The sequence below is a fragment of the Pseudomonas sp. GM79 genome (genome assembly GCF_000282495.1).
Classification (GTDB): Bacteria; Pseudomonadota; Gammaproteobacteria; order Pseudomonadales; family Pseudomonadaceae; genus Aquipseudomonas.
Window position 1 is genome coordinate 1 of record NZ_AKJE01000013.1, and the last position, 16,312, is coordinate 16,312.

Here is a 16,312-nt window from a genome sequence, read left to right on the forward strand (position 1 = left end):
ACTCGCTGTAAAAGCGAAACCATAGGCGGCCGTTACCGCAGAAACGGATATGTACCCGATCAAAGACCCCAGTCGACTATCAGGCCACCTTCGCGGGCAAGCCTCGCTCCTACAAGGGCGGGCGATAACCGTCGGCCGCCGTGACCGCAGGAACGGATATGTACACAATCAAAGACCCCAGTCGACTATCAGGCCGCCTTCGCGGGCAAGCCTCGCTCCTACAAAGACGGGCGATAACCGCCAGTGGCCGTGACCGCAGAAACGGATATGAACGCAACCAAGAGCCGGGTCACCGCGGTAATGGATATGTCCCCGACCAAACCATCGGTATAAAAAAAACGGCCTCCCAGCGGAGGCCGTTTTACATTCTCACATTCGACTTTTCTTACGCCGCTTCCACTGCCGCCCAACCCACCAGCGCCAATACATCATCACCAGGCAATAGGCGAGGGCACCCAGCACCAACCCCGTCACCACCGAACCAAGCAAGAACGGTTGCCACAGGCTCGAGAGTTCGCCGCTGATCCATTCCCAGGTCAACTCATCCGGCAGGCTGCGGGCGGGAACGTCCATCAGCCAGGCGCCGGTCTGGTAAGTGCAAAAGAACACCGCCGGCATGGTGATCGGGTTGGTCAGCCAGACCAGGCTGACGGCAATCGGCATGTTGCCGCGCACCACAATGGCAAGGATGGCCGCTAACAGCATCTGCAACGGGACGGGCAGGAATGCCGCGAACAGACCGACCGCCATGGCCCGCGCGACGGAGTGGCGATTGAGGTGCCAGAGGTTCGGGTCATGCAGCAGGGTGCCGAGAAAGCGTAAGGATTTGTGTTCCCTGATGCTGGTCGGGTCTGGCATGTAACGTTTGAATAAGCGCCGGGGCATAAGGCTTCTCGGTCGGTTCAGGCGGCAAGTATGTCTGGATTCTACGAGCCGCCCATTCAGACTTTGTGACAATTGATAACGACGTACGTGCGGCGCACCGGCTAAGCCTAGGGAGGGGACTCTCAAGGACGGGCTTATGCGCACAGGGATGATGGCGCTGGCGTTGGGTTTGCTGGCCCTGCGTTTTTTACCGGTATTACCGCCGGCAGGGTTGTGGTTGTTGTTGCCGGTAGTGGGTTTGATGTTGTTGCCGTTTCGAACTTTTCCCTTGGCATTTTTTCTGTTCGGTTTCAGTTGGGCGGGCGCGAATGCACAGTGGGCGCTGAATGATCGCCTGGCAGCGACGCTCGATGGCGAGACTCGCTGGCTCGAAGGTCGTGTGACCGGATTACCGCAGCAGGCCGAGGGCGTGGTGCGTTTCGAACTGACAGACAGCCAGTCGCGTCGCACCAGACTGCCCCGGCACCTGCGTCTGGCCTGGTATGGCGGGCCGCCCGTCAACAGCGGCGAGCATTGGCGGCTGGCGGTCAAATTGAAGCGTCCTGCCGGGTTGCTCAACCCGCATGCGTTCGATTACGACGCCTGGTTATTGGCCCGGCACATCGGCGCCACCGGGACCGTCAAGGATGGCCAGCGACTGATGGACGCGCAATGGGCCTGGCGTGACGGCATTCGCCAGCGTTTGCAGGGGGTGGATGCCCAAGGGCGAACGGGGGCGCTGACCGCGTTGGTGCTGGGGGATGGCGCCGGGTTGAGTCGTGAGGACTGGCAGGTGCTGCAAGACACCGGCGCCGTGCATTTGTTGGTGATTTCCGGGCAGCACATTGGTTTGCTGGCGGGAGTGGTGTATCTGCTGATTGCCGGGTTGGCGCGTTATGGTTTGTGGCCCAAGCGCTTGCCGTGGCTGCCATGGGCATGCGGGCTGGCGTTCGCGGCGGCGCTCGGTTATGGGCTGTTGGCCGGCTTCGAGGTGCCGGTGCGGCGGGCCTGCCTGATGATCGGTCTGGTGCTGTTGTGGCGACTACGGTTTCGTCACCTTGGCGCATGGTGGCCGCTATTGCTGGCGCTTGACGGTGTTTTGCTGCTGGACCCGCTGGCGAGCCTGCAACCGGGTTTTTGGTTGTCCTTTGCAGCGGTCGCGGTGCTGATTTTCACTTTTGGCGGCCGATTGGGGGCATGGCGCTGGTGGCAAACCTGGACCCGTGCTCAATGGCTGATCGCGATCGGTCTGTGCCCGCTGCTGTTGGTGCTGGGGTTGCCGATCAGTCTCAGCGGGCCGCTGGCCAATTTGCTGGCGGTGCCCTGGGTCAGTCTGGTGGTCCTGCCGCCGGCCTTGCTTGGGACGATGTTGTTGCCCGTTCCTTATGTGGGCGAAGGATTGCTGTGGTTGGCCGGCGGTCTGATCGATCTTTTGTTCAAGGGGTTGGCGTTGATCGCCGGGCAATTGCCCGCGTGGGTTCCGGTGGCGGTCCCGTTGTGGGTATGGGCGCTCGGCACACTGGGGGCTTTTCTGCTGTTATTGCCGCGAGGCGTGCCGTTGCGCCCGTTGGGCTGGCCGATGCTGCTGTTACTGGTTTTTTCGCCCCGGCACATGTTGCCTGAAGGCATGGCCGAGGTCTGGCAACTGGATGTCGGTCAGGGTTTGGCAATCCTGGTGCGTACCCGCCATCACACCTTGCTGTATGACGCCGGGCCACGGTTCGGCGATATCGATCTGGGTGAGCGGGTGGTGTTGCCGTCATTGCGCAAACTGGGTGTGAACGGGCTCGATCTGATGCTGATCAGTCATGCCGACGCCGATCACGCCGGCGGTGCGCGAGCAATTGCCAATGGAATACCGGTGAAGCAAATACTGAGCGGCGATCACCAGGCCCTGCCAGACGAACTGCACGCCGAGAGCTGCGAGAGCGGTCGGCAATGGGCCTGGGACGATGTGAAGTTTCAGCTCTGGCAGTGGCCGTCTGCCATCGACAGCAATCAGAAGTCCTGTGTGCTGCAGATCGAAGCCAATGGCGAGCGGTTGCTGCTGACTGGCGATATCGATAGCGCGGCCGAGCGGGCGCTGCTCGACGGTCCTTTGGCGGTGCCGACGGATTGGTTGCAGGCCCCGCACCATGGCAGTCGCAGTTCATCTTCGATGGCGTTGCTCAGCGTGTTGCAACCCAACGCGGTGCTGATCTCCCGTGGCAACGGCAATTCTTTCGGCCACCCCCATCCCACGGTCGTGGCGCGGTATCAAAAACGCGGTGTGGCGATCTACGACAGCGCCGAGCAAGGTGCCATTCGTCTGCAACTGGGACGCTTCAAGCCGCCGTGGACGATGCTTCAAGAACGGCGCTTCTGGCGCGATCCGCCACCATCCAGCCAGTAACCCGAACTGTCGAAGCCCGACCGGATACGACATCGCGGTCTTCGGTGCGTCCACCCCCTATGTTAGAGTGGCGCACTTTTCGAGGGGACTGTCACTGTGTGGGAATTGGTCAAATCCGGCGGCTGGATGATGCTGCCGATCATTCTGAGTTCCATCGCCGCCATGGCGATCGTTGCCGAGCGTCTCTGGACCCTGCGTGCCAGCCGCGTGACCCCGGAGCACTTGCTCGGGCAGGTCTGGGTCTGGATCAAGGACAAACAACTCAATAAAGAAAAACTCAAGGAACTGCGTGCCAACTCTCCGTTGGGCGAGATCCTGGCCGCCGGTCTGGCGAACTCCAGGCATGGTCGCGAGATCATGAAAGAGTGCATCGAAGAGGCCGCTGCGCGGGTGATTCACGAGCTCGAACGCTACATCAATGCCCTCGGCACCATTGCTGCCATGGCCCCGTTGCTGGGTCTGCTGGGTACGGTGCTGGGCATGATCGATATTTTCAGTGCATTCATGGGCACGGGCATGGGCACCAACGCCTCGGTACTGGCCGGTGGTATTTCCAAGGCGCTGATCACCACCGCTGCAGGCCTGATGGTCGGTATTCCGGCTGTGTTCTTCCACCGCTTCCTGCAACGCCGCATAGATGAGCTGGTGGTAGGCATGGAGCAGGAAGCGATCAAGCTGGTTGAGGTGGTGCAGGGCGACCGCGACGTGGATCTGGCTGAGGGTAAAGCGTGAAATTCCGTCGTAAACCACGGGAAACGATAGACATCAACCTCGCGTCGTTGATCGACGTGGTGTTCATCCTGCTGCTGTTTTTCGTTGTAACCACCACCTTCACCCGTGAAACCCAGTTGCGCGTCGACCTGCCGGAAGCGGTCAGCGGTTCCCCGGCCGAAGACCAGCAGGCCAAGCAACTGGACATCGCTATCAGCGCCGAAGGGGTGTTCTCGGTCAACAACCAATTGTTGCCCAAGAATGACCTGACCAGCCTGATGGAAGCGCTACAAAAAGAATCCAATGGCGATACCAACCTGCCGTTGTCCATCAGCGCTGATGGCAAGACCCCCCATCAGTCCGTTATCACCGCAATGGACGCTGCTGGCAAACTCGGTTTCAGTCACTTGCGCATGACCACTGTCGAGGCGGCGCCGGCATCCTGATGGCCATGTCCGATCGATTGCTCGCTGCGTGGTACGAAGGCCATCCGGCGCTGAAGCTGCTGCAGCCTCTGGAATGGCTGTATCGGCGTGTGGTCATCGGCAAGCGCGAGCGCTTTCTGGCGGGTGAGGGCGAGATCTATCAGCCGCCGGTGCCGTTGATCGTGGTCGGTAACATCACGGTGGGCGGCACCGGCAAGACGCCGCTGATTCTATGGATGATCCAGCATTGCCAGCGCAACGGTTTGCGCGTTGGCGTCGTCAGCCGTGGTTACGGCGCCAAACCTGCGCAATTGCCGTGGCGGGTCGAGGCGGATCAAGGCGCGGACGTGGCGGGCGATGAGCCATTGCTGATCGTCCAGCGCACCGGCGTGCCGCTGATGATCGATCCGGACCGCAGCCGCGCAGTCAAAGCCTTGCTGGCGAGCGAGCCGCTGGACCTGATCCTCTCCGACGACGGCATGCAGCATTATCGGCTGGCCCGGCATCTGGAACTGGTGCTGATCGATGCCGCCCGGGGGCTGGGCAACCAGCGTTGCCTGCCGGCCGGGCCGTTGCGCGAACCGATCGAGCGTCTGCAAAGCGTCGATGCGGTGCTTTACAACGGTGCCACGGCCGACCGCATCGACGGTTTTGCCTTCCAGCTGCAACCCACGGCACTGGTCAACCTGCAAAGCGGCGAACGCCGGCCCCTTGACCACTTCCCCTCAGGCCAGGCTATTCACGCCGTGGCCGGGATCGGCAATCCCCAGCGTTTCTTCACGACCCTCGAAACGCTACACTGGCGGCCAGTGCCGCATGCATTTGCCGACCACGCCGAGTACAGCGTGCAGGCCTTGAATTTCACACCGTCATTGCCAGTGGTGATGACGGAAAAGGACGCGGTGAAGTGCCGTGCCTTCGCCGCCGCCGATTGGTGGTACCTAGCGGTCGATGCTGCGCCATCGCCGGCCTTCGTGGCCTGGTTCGATACGCAGCTGATGCGCCTGTTGCCGGCTCGTCTTTTGCCTTAAATCCGTTTCTATCCAGGGAATGTTCATGGACACCAAATTGCTCGATATCCTCGCTTGCCCGGTCTGCAAAGGCCCGCTCAAGCTCAGCGCCGACAAAACCGAGCTGATCAGCAAGGGCGCTGGCCTCGCATACCCGATTCGCGACGGTATCCCGGTGATGCTCGAAAGCGAAGCGCGCACCCTGACCACCGACGAGCGTCTGGATAAATGACCACAGCCTTTACCGTTGTCATTCCATCGCGCTATGCCTCCACCCGTCTGCCGGGCAAACCCCTGCTGCTGATCGCCGGCAAGCCGATGATCCAGCACGTCTGGGAACAAGCGAGCAAAAGCAGTGCCCAGCAAGTGGTCGTTGCCACTGACGATGCGCGCATTGTCGAGGCCTGCAAAAGCTTTGGTGCCGACGTGGTGCTGACGCGCGAAGACCATAATTCCGGCACCGACCGTCTGGCCGAAGTCGCGGCGAAACTGGGCCTGGCCCCGGACGCCATTGTGGTCAACGTTCAGGGTGACGAGCCGTTGATTCCGCCGAGCGTGATCGATCAGGTCGCCGCCAACCTGGCCGCCCACACCGAAGCGCGCATGGCCACCCTGGCCGAGCCGATCGAAGACGTGGAAACCTTGTTCAACCCCAACGTGGTCAAGGTGGTCAGCGACCTCAATGGCCTGGCGCTGACGTTCAGTCGTGCCACTTTGCCGTGGGCTCGCGACGCGTTCGCCAAGAGCCGCGAGCAATTGCCGGAAGGCGTGCCGTATCGCCGCCACATCGGCATTTATGCCTATCGCGCCGGTTTCCTGCAGGACTTCGTCACCTGGGGCCCGTGCTGGCTGGAAAACACCGAGTCTCTGGAGCAACTGCGGGCGCTCTGGCACGGTGTGCGGATTCACGTCGCCGATGCGCTGATCGCACCGCCTACCGGTGTCGATACCATTGAAGACCTCGAGCGCGTTCGTCGCTTGCTGGAGGCCTGATGCGGGTTCTGTTCGTCTGCCTGGGCAACATCTGCCGTTCGCCCACGGCCGAAGGCGTATTGCGGCACAAACTGCGTGAGGCGGGGCTGGCCGATCAAGTCGAAGTGGCCTCCGCCGGCACCGGTGACTGGCACGTCGGCAAGCCCCCGGACAAGCGCAGCCAGGCCGCGGCGAAACTGCGCGGCTACGACCTGTCCGCCCAGCGCGCTCAGCAAGTGACCCGCGCCGATTTCGCCACCTACGACCTGATTCTGGCGATGGACAACAGCAACCTGCGCCACCTCAAGGCCCTGCAACCGGCCAAGGGCAAGGCCGAGCTGGACCTGTTCCTTCGTCGCTACCAGTCGGAAATCGATGAAGTGCCGGATCCTTATCACGACAGCGACCAGGGTTTCGAACAGGTGCTGGACCTGATCGAGCGCGCCAGCGATTTGCTGGTGATCGAATTGAAGGGACGGCTATGAGTTTGCAGCTTCAACCCCAGGTTTCGCTCAAGCCGTACAACAGCTTTGGTGTGGACGTTCAGGCCCGGCTGTTTGCCGAGGCGCATAGCGATGCTGACGTGCGCGAAGCCCTGGCCTATGGGTTGGAACATGATGTGCCCGTGCTGGTGATCGGCGGCGGCAGCAATTTGCTGCTGACTGCTGATGTGCAGGCGCTGGTACTGCGCATGGCTACACGCGGGATTCGCATCCTCAGTGATGACGGCAGCAAGGTCGTGATTGAAGCCGAGGCCGGCGAGCCTTGGCATCCGTTTGTGCAGCACACCTTGGCGCAAGGGCTGTCGGGGCTGGAAAACCTCAGCTTGATCCCCGGCACTGTCGGTGCGGCACCGATGCAGAACATCGGCGCTTACGGCGTCGAAATCAAAGACGTGTTTGCCGGCCTGACGGCCCTCGATCGCCAGACCGGCGAGCTGCGCGATTTCTCGCTGGCCGAGTGCAACTTCGCCTACCGCGACAGCCTGTTCAAACAGGAACCGGGGCGGTGGTTGATCCTGCGCGTTCGTTTTGCCCTGGATCACGCCGCACACCTGCATCTGGAGTACGGCCCGGTGCGTCAGCGCCTGACTGAACAGGGCATTGATCACCCGACTGCCACCGATGTCAGCCAGGCCATTTGCAGCATCCGTAACGAAAAGCTCCCGGACCCGGCGGTGCTCGGCAATGCCGGCAGCTTCTTCAAGAACCCCTTGGTGCCGGCGACATTAGTGGCGCAACTCAAGGAGCAATACCCGGAGCTGGTGGCCTACGCGCAACCCGACGGGCAAATGAAACTGGCGGCGGGCTGGCTGATCGAACGGGCCGGCTGGAAAGGCTTTCGCGAAGGCGATGCCGGTGTACACAAATTACAGGCACTGGTGCTGGTCAACTACGGCGGCGCAACAGGCCTGCAATTGCTGAACCTGGCGCAACGTATTCAGAAAGATATTTCGGAGCGATTCAAGGTCGACCTGGAAATGGAACCCAATCAGTATTGAGGCTACGCTTTCAGGCTGATCCCAAAGCCCTGCACATCTTCAATGTGCAGGGCTTTTTTGTTAATGCTCAGTTAACTTAGCCACCTAACGATGCAAGCATTTGCTCCACCAAAGGCCCGATGCAGACGTCGCCGTCCGCATAAGAGAGCCCATTAGCCTGAGTCGATCTGCGTGAAGGAACCCAGCGACAGATTGCTCGACCCCATAACCTCGACCTCTTATGAGAAAAAATGGCGGGCGTGCCCATGATTACCCTGAAACTCAATGGACAAGATCATCAACTCGATGTCACCGAGGACATGCCGCTGCTCTGGGCGATCCGTGACGTGGCGGGTTACAACGGCACCAAATTCGGCTGCGGAATGGGCCTGTGTGGTGCCTGCACCATTCATATCGACGGCGCGCCTGCGCGCAGTTGCATAACGCCAATCGGCTCGGTGGTCGGCCAGAACGTCAGCACCATCGACAACCTGTACGCCGACCCGGTTGGCAAAATCGTCCAGCAAGCCTGGCTCGACAGCGCCGTGGCTCAGTGCGGGTACTGCCAGGGCGGGCAGATCATGTCAGCCACCGCGCTGCTGAAAACCAATCCGAACCCCAGCGACGAGCAGATTGAAGAGGCAATGGTCGGTAACATTTGCCGTTGCGGCACCTACAACCGGATCAAGACCGCCATCCGCCAGGCATCCACTCACCTGAAGGAGGCCAAGGCATGAGCCGGTTACCGAATGATTTTGCGCTAAGCAACCTCAGCCGCCGTGGTTTCCTCAAAGGCGTGGGCGCCACCAGTGCGCTGGTGCTGGCAGCCAGCTGGGGTTGGCAGGACGCGCTCGCCGCCGAAAAAGACAAGAAGTTCGGCGCCGACGGCATGCCCAACGGCTGGATCGATGATCCTAAGGTTTATGTCAGCATCGCCGCCGATGGCAGCGTGACCGTAGTCTGCAATCGCTCGGAAATGGGCCAGGGCGTGCGCACCAGCCTGAGCATGGTGGTGGCCGATGAACTGGACGCCGACTGGGCGCTGGTCAAAGTGCAACAGGCCCCGGGCGACGAAGTGCGTTTCGGTAACCAGGACACTGACGGTTCGCGCAGCATGCGTCACTGGTACGAGCCGATGCGCCGTTGCGGTGCTGCCGCGCGGACCATGCTTGAGCAAGCCGCCGCCGCGCAGTGGAAAGTGCCGGTCAGCGAGTGTCGTGCGCAACTGCATAAAGTCATTCACCAACCGACCGGTCGTGAACTGGGCTACGGCGCATTGGCCGCTGCTGCCGGTGCACTGGCGGTGCCGGCCCGAGACAGCCTACGGCTCAAGCAGCCATCGGAATTCCGTTACATCGGCAAGGAAGGCACCAAGGCCATCGACGGTGCGGACATCGTCAACGGCCGGGCAGTCTACGGCGCCGATGTGCATTTCGACGGCATGCTTTTCGCCACCATCGCGCGTCCAGCGGTCTACGGTGGCAAGGTCAAATCCTTCGATGCCAGCGCCGCGATGAAAGTCCCGGGCGTAATCAAGGTTCTGCAAATCGAAAGCCGACCATTGCCGTCCGAATTTCAGCCTCTGGGCGGCGTGGCCGTGGTGGCCAGCAATACCTGGGCCGCTATCAAGGGCCGCGAAGCGCTGAAAATCGAATGGGATGACGGCCCCAACGCCAGTTACGACTCGATCGCCTACCGCAAGGAACTCGAAGCCGCGTCCCTCAAACCCGGCAAAGTGGTGCGCAATACCGGCAGCATCGATCAGGCCATGAGCAGCGCCGACAGCACCCTCGAAGCCTCTTACTACCTGCCGCACCTGGCGCAATCGCCAATGGAACCGATGGTCGCCATCGCCCGCTTCAAGGACGGCGTGTGCGAAGCCTGGGCCCCAAGTCAGGCCCCGCAAGTCACCCGCGAACGGATCGGCGAGCGCCTCGGCATTCCATTCGATAACGTCACGTTCAACGTCACCTTGCTCGGCGGCGGTTTCGGTCGCAAATCCAAGCCAGACTTCGTCGTTGAAGCGGCGATCCTGGCCAAGGAGTTCCCGGGTAAGGCTGTGCGGGTGCAATGGACCCGTGAAGACGACATCCACAACTCCTATTTCCACACCGTGTCTGCCGAATACCTGAAGGCCAGCCTGAACAAGGACGGCCTGCCGTCCGGGTGGTTGCACCGCACGGTGGCGCCGAGTATCACCGCACTGTTCGCGCCGGGCATGAACCATGAGGCGGCTTTCGAACTGGGCATGGGCTTTACCAACATGGCTTATGCGATTCCCAACGTGCGCCTGGAAAACCCTGAAGCGACAGTCCATACCCGGGTCGGCTGGTATCGCTCGGTGTCGAACATTCCCCACGGCTTTGCGATTCAGAGCTTTGTCGATGAACTGGCCCACAAGGCTGGCCAGGATCCACTCAAGTACCAGATCAAATTGCTCGGCCCGGACCGTCAGATCGATCCGCGCACCTTGAGTGAAGAGTGGAACTACGGCGAATCTCCCGAGCGTTATCCAATCGACACTGCACGGATGCGCACCGTACTGGAAACCGCCGCCAAAGCGGCCGGTTGGGGGCGTGAGTTGCCCAAGGGCCGAGGTCTGGGCTTGGCGGTGCACTATAGTTTTGTCACTTATGTGGCGGCGGTGATCGAGGTGGAAGTCAAAGATGATGGCACGCTGATCGTGCACAAGGCTGACATCGCCGTGGATTGCGGCCCGCAGATTAACCCTGAGCGGATTCGCTCGCAGTTCGAAGGTGCCTGCGTGATGGGCCTGGGCAACGCGGTGCTGGGGGAAATCAGCTTCAAGGACGGCAAGGTCCAGCAGGACAATTTCCACATGTACGAAGTGGCGCGCATGTCCCTGGCGCCGAAGGAAGTCGCCGTGCATCTGGTCACGCCACCGGGCGATGTGCCGTTGGGCGGAGTCGGTGAGCCGGGCGTGCCGCCGATTGCGCCAGCGCTGTGCAACGCAATCTTCGCCGCCACCGGCAAGCGCATCCGTAATCTGCCGGTACGCTATCAGTTGCAAGGCTGGCAGAAGGCGCAAGCCTGATGGACAGCGTCGATCTGAACGTCCTGCGCAGCGTGCTGGAATGGCGCCGCGCCGGTCAGCGGGTGATGTTGTACAGCGTGGTCCAGACCTGGGGCACCGCGCCCCGGGCACCTGGCGCCATGCTCGCCTTGCGTGAAGATGGCGTGGTGATTGGCTCGGTGTCCGGTGGCTGCGTCGAGGATGATCTGATTGCCCGGCTGCACGATGGCCGTATTCCGGCCGATGGGCCGCCGGTGCAGTTGATTACCTACGGCGTCACCCGTGAGGAGGCCGCACGGTTTGGTTTGCCGTGCGGCGGCACGTTGCGCCTGACCGAGGAGCGCGTCGGTGATCCGGCGTGGGTTGCCGAATTGCTGACGCGCTGCGAGGCGCATGAAATCGTTGCGCGTGAGTTGAACCTGGCGACCGGTGAAGTGATTCTGCAGCCAGCGAGCAAGACTGATGTGCTGGTGTTTGACGGACAGACCTTGCGCGCCATTTATGGTCCGCGCTGGCGGTTGCTGCTGATCGGCGCCGGACAACTGTCGCGCTACGTTGCCGAGATGGCGCGGCTGCTGGATTTCGAAGTGCTGATCTGCGATCCGCGCACCGAGTTCGTCTATGGCTGGGAAGAGCAACACGGTCGCTTCGTCCCGGGCATGCCCGACGAAGCGGTGCTGACCATCCAGACCGACGAACGTACCGCCATCGTCGCTTTGACCCACGATCCGCGCCTGGATGACATGGCGCTGCTCACGGCGCTGGACTCCAAGGCGTTTTATGTCGGTGCGCTGGGTTCGCGGGTCAATAGCCAGAAGCGCCGGGACAACCTGGCTCAGCTAGGCTTGTCACAACAGGCCATCGAGCGCTTGCACGGCCCGATCGGTTTGCAAATCGGCAGCCATACACCGGCGGAAATTGCCTTGTCGCTGCTGGCCGAAATTGTGGCGATCAAGAACGGCGTCGAGCTGAAACAGAAGAGGCCGTTGCAGGAGGGCGTATGAGCGACTCCATCGGCGTTATCGTTCTGGCCGCGGGGCAGGGCAGTCGGTTTCGACAGGTAGCGGGCGACGACAAGGACAAGCTGCTGGTGGATTGCACAGCTCGTGACGGCGTCACCGTGCATTCGGTGATCGAGCAGGTGCTGGTGAATCTGCCGGCCACGCTTGAGAAACGCGTACTGGTGACCACGGCGGATCGCCCGCAAGTGATTCGCATGGCTCAGGCCTATGGCTGCGAGATTGTGCGGATCGAGTCGACCGGTCTGGGCGACAGCATTGCGGCGGGTGTGGCGGCGTGCTCACAACTCGCTGGCTGGCTCATCATGCTGGGGGACATGCCGTTTATCCTGCCGTCCAGCATTGAACAGGTTGTTGCGAATATTGCCGATGATGCGATCAGCGTGCCGGTGCATGAAGGGCAATATGGGCATCCGGTGGGGTTCGGGCGAAGCTTCGGTCCAGGGTTGATGGCGTTGACCGGTGATCACGGTGCCAAGTCGCTGTTTGCACAGGCGAGGGTGGTCGAGGTGGCGGTGGAGGATCCCGGGGTGTTGTGGGATGTGGATGTGCCAGAGGCGTTGACCTTTAAGTAGCTTTGGCGCAGATCCAATGTGGGAGCGGGCTTGCTCGCGAAAGCGGTGGGCCTGCTTGCATAGATGTTGAATGTTAAACCGCTTTCGCGAGCAAGCCCGCTCCCACAGGGTATGTGTGTTGTTTTCGGGCATAAAAAAAGCCCCGCCTGGATCACCAGGCGGGGCTTTTTAGTGGCCGATGGAATCAGGCGAGGGGTTTAGGCTCGTGCTCTTTTTCCTGGGCTTGCTCGTGTTGCTCTACCGCTTCCTGAACGGAGCGCGGTGCTTCGTCGATCGCGGATTCAACCGGTTCGGCAGCGACTTCAGCGGCCGGGGCAGGGGCTGCCTCGACAACTTCAGCAACAACAGGGGCTGGCTCGGCAGCGGCCGGAGCAGCAGTGGCAGCCAGTTCGGCTTCTTTCTGCAGACGCTCGGCTTCACGCTTGCGACGACGCACTTCACGCGGGTCATTCGGCGCGCGGCCACTTGGGGTCAGGGCGCTGACAGGGGCGGCTTCAACCACTGGTTCGGCCACTTCGGCAACCACCGGCGCTTCAACCACCGGAGCAGGCTCGGCAGCAGCGACTACTGGCTCGGAAACCATGGCTTCAGCAACCGGGGCTTCAGCGACTGGCGCTGGAGCTTCGACCGCTACAGGTGGCTCGGCAACCCAGTTGAACGTGGTTTGCTCTTCGCGAACTTCACGGACCGGTTCAGCCGGTGCTTCAACCACAGGCTCGGTAGCAGCCACTGGTTCAGCGACGACGGCCGGCTCAGCGGCAGCTTCAACTTCAGGCTGTGCTTCACGAACCGGTGCCACTTCGATTTCCGGAGCGGCGGTAACTTCTACCGGCGTGGTCGCTTCAACCACTGGAGCTTCAACCGGAGCAGTTTCCAGCGTGGCGGCAGTGGCGCGTTCAGCTTGCTCGTTGGCTTGTGCTTCAGCGGGAGCGCTGATCACGGAACTGGCAACGGCTGCGGTAACAGCCAGGCCGGCGGCCAGATCGGCAGCGCTTGGTGCTTCGGCGTTTTCAGCCGATTCGGACTCTTCCGAACCTTCGATCACGTTGCCGTTGGCATCGCGTTGACGCTCACGACGGTTGCTGCGACGACGCTGACCACGGGAGCGGCGGCGTGGACGATCGCCTTCGGCGCCTTCCTGACCGTCTTCCTGCAGTTGCTCTTCGTTGGTGGTCAACTCTTCTTCAGCAACGGCAGCAGCGGCTTGCTCGGTACGTGGCTGACGTTCTTCACGCGGTGGGCGTGGAGCGCGTTCTTCACGTGGCTGACGGGCTGGACGCTCTTCAGCGTTGGCAGCGGCGGCCGGAGCGGCATCCAGAGGCTCGCGCAATTCACGAACCGGACGTTCTTCACGCTCGCCACGTGGCTTGCGATCTTCACGCGGGGCGCGCGGTGCACGTTCTTCACGAGGCGGGCGTGGTGCGCGCTCTTCGCGCGGAGCGCGTTCCTGGGCAACTGCTGGAGCTTCTTCGCGGGCTTCACGTGGCTCACGTGGTGCGCGTTCTTCACGCGGTGCACGTTCCTCACGAGGCTTGCGCTCTTCATCGCGGCGACCATTACGGTTGCGGCTCTGTTGACGGCCGTTACGGCGCTCTTCGTTGCGAGCAGGGCGTTCGGCGGCTGGCTTTTCAACCACAACCGGCGCAGCAGGCTCTTCCTTGGTGGCGAACAGGCTGACCAGCGACTTCACCAGGCCTTTGAACAGGCTTGGCTCCGGGGCTACGGCCGGTGCAGCCACCGGAGCCGCGACGGCTTCGGTCGGAACCGGAGCGTTGGCGCGGGCCGGAGCCGTCTTGACTGCGGCTTCCTGGCGAACCAGGGTACGGGTCGCGGCGGCTGGCTGGACTTCTTCGACTTCGGCAGCGGCAGCGGCGATTTCGTAGCTGGACTGGCCGACCGCGGCTTCCGGGCTGTCATCGCGCAGGCGCTGAACTTCGAAGTGCGGCGTTTCGAGGTGATCGTTCGGCAGAATGACGATGCGGGCACGGGTGCGCAGTTCGATCTTGGTGATCGAGTTGCGTTTTTCGTTGAGCAGGAAAGCTGCAACCGGAATCGGCACTTGTGCGCGAACTTCGGCGGTGCGGTCTTTCAGGGCTTCTTCTTCGATCAGGCGCAGGATCGCCAGCGACAGCGATTCAACGTCACGGATGATGCCGGTGCCGTTGCAACGCGGGCAGACGATGCCGCTGCTTTCGCCCAGGGATGGACGCAGGCGCTGACGGGACATTTCCAGCAGGCCGAAGCGCGAGATGCGACCGACTTGCACGCGAGCGCGGTCGGCTTCCAGGCATTCGCGGACTTTCTCTTCCACGGCGCGCTGGTTCTTGGCAGGGGTCATGTCGATGAAGTCGATGACAATCAGGCCACCGATGTCGCGCAAGCGCAACTGACGGGCGATTTCTTCGGCAGCTTCAAGGTTGGTCTGCAGTGCGGTTTCTTCGATGTCGCTGCCTTTGGTGGCGCGCGCCGAGTTGATGTCGATGGACACCAGGGCTTCGGTCGGATCGATAACGATGGAGCCGCCGGAAGGCAGTTCGACGACGCGCTGGAAGGCGGTTTCGATCTGGCTTTCGATCTGGAAACGGTTGAACAGCGGAACGCTGTCTTCGTACAGTTTGATTTTGCTGGCGTACTGCGGCATCACCTGACGAATGAAGGTCAGGGCTTCATCCTGGGCTTCAACGCTGTCGATCAGTACTTCGCCGATGTCCTGGCGCAGGTAATCGCGGATGGCGCGGATGATCACGTTGCTTTCCTGGTAGATCAGGAACGGCGCGGAACGATCCAGCGAAGCTTCTTTGATGGCAGTCCACAGTTGCAGCAGGTAATCGAGGTCCCACTGCATTTCTTCGCTGCTGCGGCCAAGGCCGGCAGTGCGAACGATCAGGCCCATGTCGGCCGGGGCAACCAGGCCGTTCAGGGCTTCACGCAGTTCGTTGCGCTCTTCACCTTCGATGCGACGGGAGATACCGCCGGCACGCGGGTTGTTCGGCATCAGCACCAGGTAACGACCGGCCAGGCTGATGAAAGTGGTCAGGGCGGCGCCCTTGTTGCCACGTTCTTCTTTTTCGACCTGAACGATGACTTCCTGGCCTTCGCTCAGGACGTCCTTGATGTTGACGCGGCCTTCGGGGGCTTTCTTGAAGTATTCGCGGGAGATTTCTTTGAGGGGCAGGAAGCCGTGGCGCTCAGAGCCGAAATCGACAAAGGCAGCCTCAAGGCTTGGTTCGATGCGAGTAATCCGGCCTTTATAGATGTTGGCCTTCTTCTGCTCGCGTGCACCGGATTCGATGTCCAGGTCGTAGAGGCGCTGGCCATCTACCAGTGCAACACGCAACTCTTCGGGTTGAGTTGCGTTAATCAGCATTCTTTTCATGTAGTACCGTCGGTTTCCGGGCTGCCGGAAACGGCGTTCGGCACACACGACTTCTCACGGTCGGTGTCAGGTGCGTCAGGAGTGGTTGGCCACTCCAGTGTCTAGCGAACCCCGGCCAATTGGGCCGGTGTCGCGACGTACGCGTCCTGCTTGCTGTGGCTACTTAAGCACTCAGTCAGGAGGAGGAATCAACCGGCGGCTGTGGACGAGATGAAGCGTCTTGATAAAGCCTATTGCTACACAGTCCAGCGGTTGTGCATCTCCACCCTACACGTATCCCTGATAATTCGGGTGCTGCCGCGCGCAGAATCCGCAGCGGGTTGGCATTTACCGTGAGCTCCGAAAGGGGAGGTCACGCATCATGGCTAATTTAGGCGGTGTTTCCGAAGCGTTCGCTCGGGGTCGTTCGCAGCTGACTGCACTTTGTGAACTGGCCGTGAATATTTGCTCGGAA

The 16,312-nt window shown here is 61.5% G+C and carries 14 protein-coding genes; 12 read left to right on the forward strand and 2 right to left on the reverse strand.

Annotated features, from left to right (window positions below; genetic code table 11):
- Positions 1 to 369 precede the first annotated feature (369 nt).
- Positions 370 to 885, reverse strand: a complete 516-nt coding sequence (locus PMI36_RS26805) for a DUF2062 domain-containing protein (RefSeq protein ID WP_008067743.1) — start codon at positions 883 to 885, stop codon at positions 370 to 372.
- A 136-nt stretch (positions 886 to 1,021) separates the two neighbouring features.
- On the opposite strand from PMI36_RS26805, the gene PMI36_RS26800 reads away from it, so the two are divergent.
- The 12 genes from PMI36_RS26800 (at position 1,022) to PMI36_RS26745 (ending at position 12,482) form a co-directional block, all read left to right on the forward strand.
- A complete protein-coding gene (locus PMI36_RS26800) occupies positions 1,022 to 3,256 on the forward strand; it encodes a DNA internalization-related competence protein ComEC/Rec2 (protein ID WP_008067745.1) in 2,235 nt (744 codons plus the stop codon).
- 96 nt (positions 3,257 to 3,352) lie between these two features.
- Entirely contained in the window at positions 3,353 to 3,988 is a 636-nt protein-coding gene (locus tag PMI36_RS26795) for a MotA/TolQ/ExbB proton channel family protein (protein ID WP_008067747.1), read from the forward strand.
- Positions 3,985 to 4,413: an ExbD/TolR family protein gene (locus PMI36_RS26790; RefSeq protein WP_007904055.1), complete on the forward strand. Its 429-nt coding sequence runs from the start codon at positions 3,985 to 3,987 to the stop codon at positions 4,411 to 4,413. The genes PMI36_RS26795 and PMI36_RS26790 overlap by 4 nt, the downstream gene beginning before the upstream one ends.
- Positions 4,413 to 5,423: a tetraacyldisaccharide 4'-kinase gene (gene lpxK, locus PMI36_RS26785; protein WP_008067749.1), complete on the forward strand. Its 1,011-nt coding sequence runs from the start codon at positions 4,413 to 4,415 to the stop codon at positions 5,421 to 5,423. Before PMI36_RS26790 ends, lpxK begins: the two co-directional genes overlap by 1 nt.
- Before the next feature lie 25 nt (positions 5,424 to 5,448).
- Positions 5,449 to 5,634, forward strand: coding sequence for a Trm112 family protein (locus PMI36_RS26780; protein WP_003179363.1), 186 nt, complete (start codon positions 5,449 to 5,451; stop codon positions 5,632 to 5,634).
- On the forward strand, positions 5,631 to 6,395 hold the full coding sequence (gene kdsB / locus PMI36_RS26775; RefSeq protein ID WP_008067752.1) for a 3-deoxy-manno-octulosonate cytidylyltransferase: 765 nt from the start codon (positions 5,631 to 5,633) through the stop codon (positions 6,393 to 6,395). Before PMI36_RS26780 ends, kdsB begins: the two co-directional genes overlap by 4 nt.
- On the forward strand, positions 6,395 to 6,859 hold the full coding sequence (locus PMI36_RS26770) for a low molecular weight protein-tyrosine-phosphatase (protein ID WP_008067753.1): 465 nt from the start codon (positions 6,395 to 6,397) through the stop codon (positions 6,857 to 6,859). The genes kdsB and PMI36_RS26770 overlap by 1 nt, the downstream gene beginning before the upstream one ends.
- Entirely contained in the window at positions 6,856 to 7,875 is a 1,020-nt protein-coding gene (gene murB, locus PMI36_RS26765; RefSeq protein ID WP_008067755.1) for a UDP-N-acetylmuramate dehydrogenase, read from the forward strand. Before PMI36_RS26770 ends, murB begins: the two co-directional genes overlap by 4 nt.
- Positions 7,876 to 8,120: 245 nt before the next feature.
- Entirely contained in the window at positions 8,121 to 8,591 is a 471-nt protein-coding gene (locus PMI36_RS26760; protein ID WP_032830083.1) for a (2Fe-2S)-binding protein, read from the forward strand.
- Entirely contained in the window at positions 8,588 to 10,909 is a 2,322-nt protein-coding gene (locus tag PMI36_RS26755; protein ID WP_008067759.1) for a xanthine dehydrogenase family protein molybdopterin-binding subunit, read from the forward strand. Before PMI36_RS26760 ends, PMI36_RS26755 begins: the two co-directional genes overlap by 4 nt.
- Positions 10,909 to 11,892, forward strand: coding sequence for an XdhC family protein (locus PMI36_RS26750; protein ID WP_008067761.1), 984 nt, complete (start codon positions 10,909 to 10,911; stop codon positions 11,890 to 11,892). Before PMI36_RS26755 ends, PMI36_RS26750 begins: the two co-directional genes overlap by 1 nt.
- The gene (locus PMI36_RS26745; protein ID WP_008067763.1) at positions 11,889 to 12,482 is read left to right on the forward strand and encodes a nucleotidyltransferase family protein; all 594 of its coding nucleotides are present in this window, start codon (positions 11,889 to 11,891) and stop codon (positions 12,480 to 12,482) included. The genes PMI36_RS26750 and PMI36_RS26745 overlap by 4 nt, the downstream gene beginning before the upstream one ends.
- 184 nt (positions 12,483 to 12,666) lie before the next feature.
- Here the strand turns inward: PMI36_RS26745 and rne are convergent, their stop codons facing one another.
- Positions 12,667 to 15,858, reverse strand: a complete 3,192-nt coding sequence (gene rne, locus PMI36_RS26740; protein ID WP_008067765.1) for a ribonuclease E — start codon at positions 15,856 to 15,858, stop codon at positions 12,667 to 12,669.
- Positions 15,859 to 16,312: the final 454 nt, after the last annotated feature.

Coding starts and splice junctions, on each gene's coding strand:
- PMI36_RS26805 (WP_008067743.1), bottom strand. CDS start 885: ATGCCCCGGCGCTTATTCAAACGTTACATGCCAGACCCGACCAGCATC.
- PMI36_RS26800 (WP_008067745.1), top strand. CDS start 1,022: ATGCGCACAGGGATGATGGCGCTGGCGTTGGGTTTGCTGGCCCTGCGT.
- lpxK (WP_008067749.1), top strand. CDS start 4,413: ATGGCCATGTCCGATCGATTGCTCGCTGCGTGGTACGAAGGCCATCCG.
- PMI36_RS26780 (WP_003179363.1), top strand. CDS start 5,449: ATGGACACCAAATTGCTCGATATCCTCGCTTGCCCGGTCTGCAAAGGC.
- kdsB (WP_008067752.1), top strand. CDS start 5,631: ATGACCACAGCCTTTACCGTTGTCATTCCATCGCGCTATGCCTCCACC.
- PMI36_RS26770 (WP_008067753.1), top strand. CDS start 6,395: ATGCGGGTTCTGTTCGTCTGCCTGGGCAACATCTGCCGTTCGCCCACG.
- murB (WP_008067755.1), top strand. CDS start 6,856: ATGAGTTTGCAGCTTCAACCCCAGGTTTCGCTCAAGCCGTACAACAGC.
- PMI36_RS26760 (WP_032830083.1), top strand. CDS start 8,121: ATGATTACCCTGAAACTCAATGGACAAGATCATCAACTCGATGTCACC.
- PMI36_RS26755 (WP_008067759.1), top strand. CDS start 8,588: ATGAGCCGGTTACCGAATGATTTTGCGCTAAGCAACCTCAGCCGCCGT.
- PMI36_RS26750 (WP_008067761.1), top strand. CDS start 10,909: ATGGACAGCGTCGATCTGAACGTCCTGCGCAGCGTGCTGGAATGGCGC.
- PMI36_RS26745 (WP_008067763.1), top strand. CDS start 11,889: ATGAGCGACTCCATCGGCGTTATCGTTCTGGCCGCGGGGCAGGGCAGT.
- rne (WP_008067765.1), bottom strand. CDS start 15,858: ATGAAAAGAATGCTGATTAACGCAACTCAACCCGAAGAGTTGCGTGTT.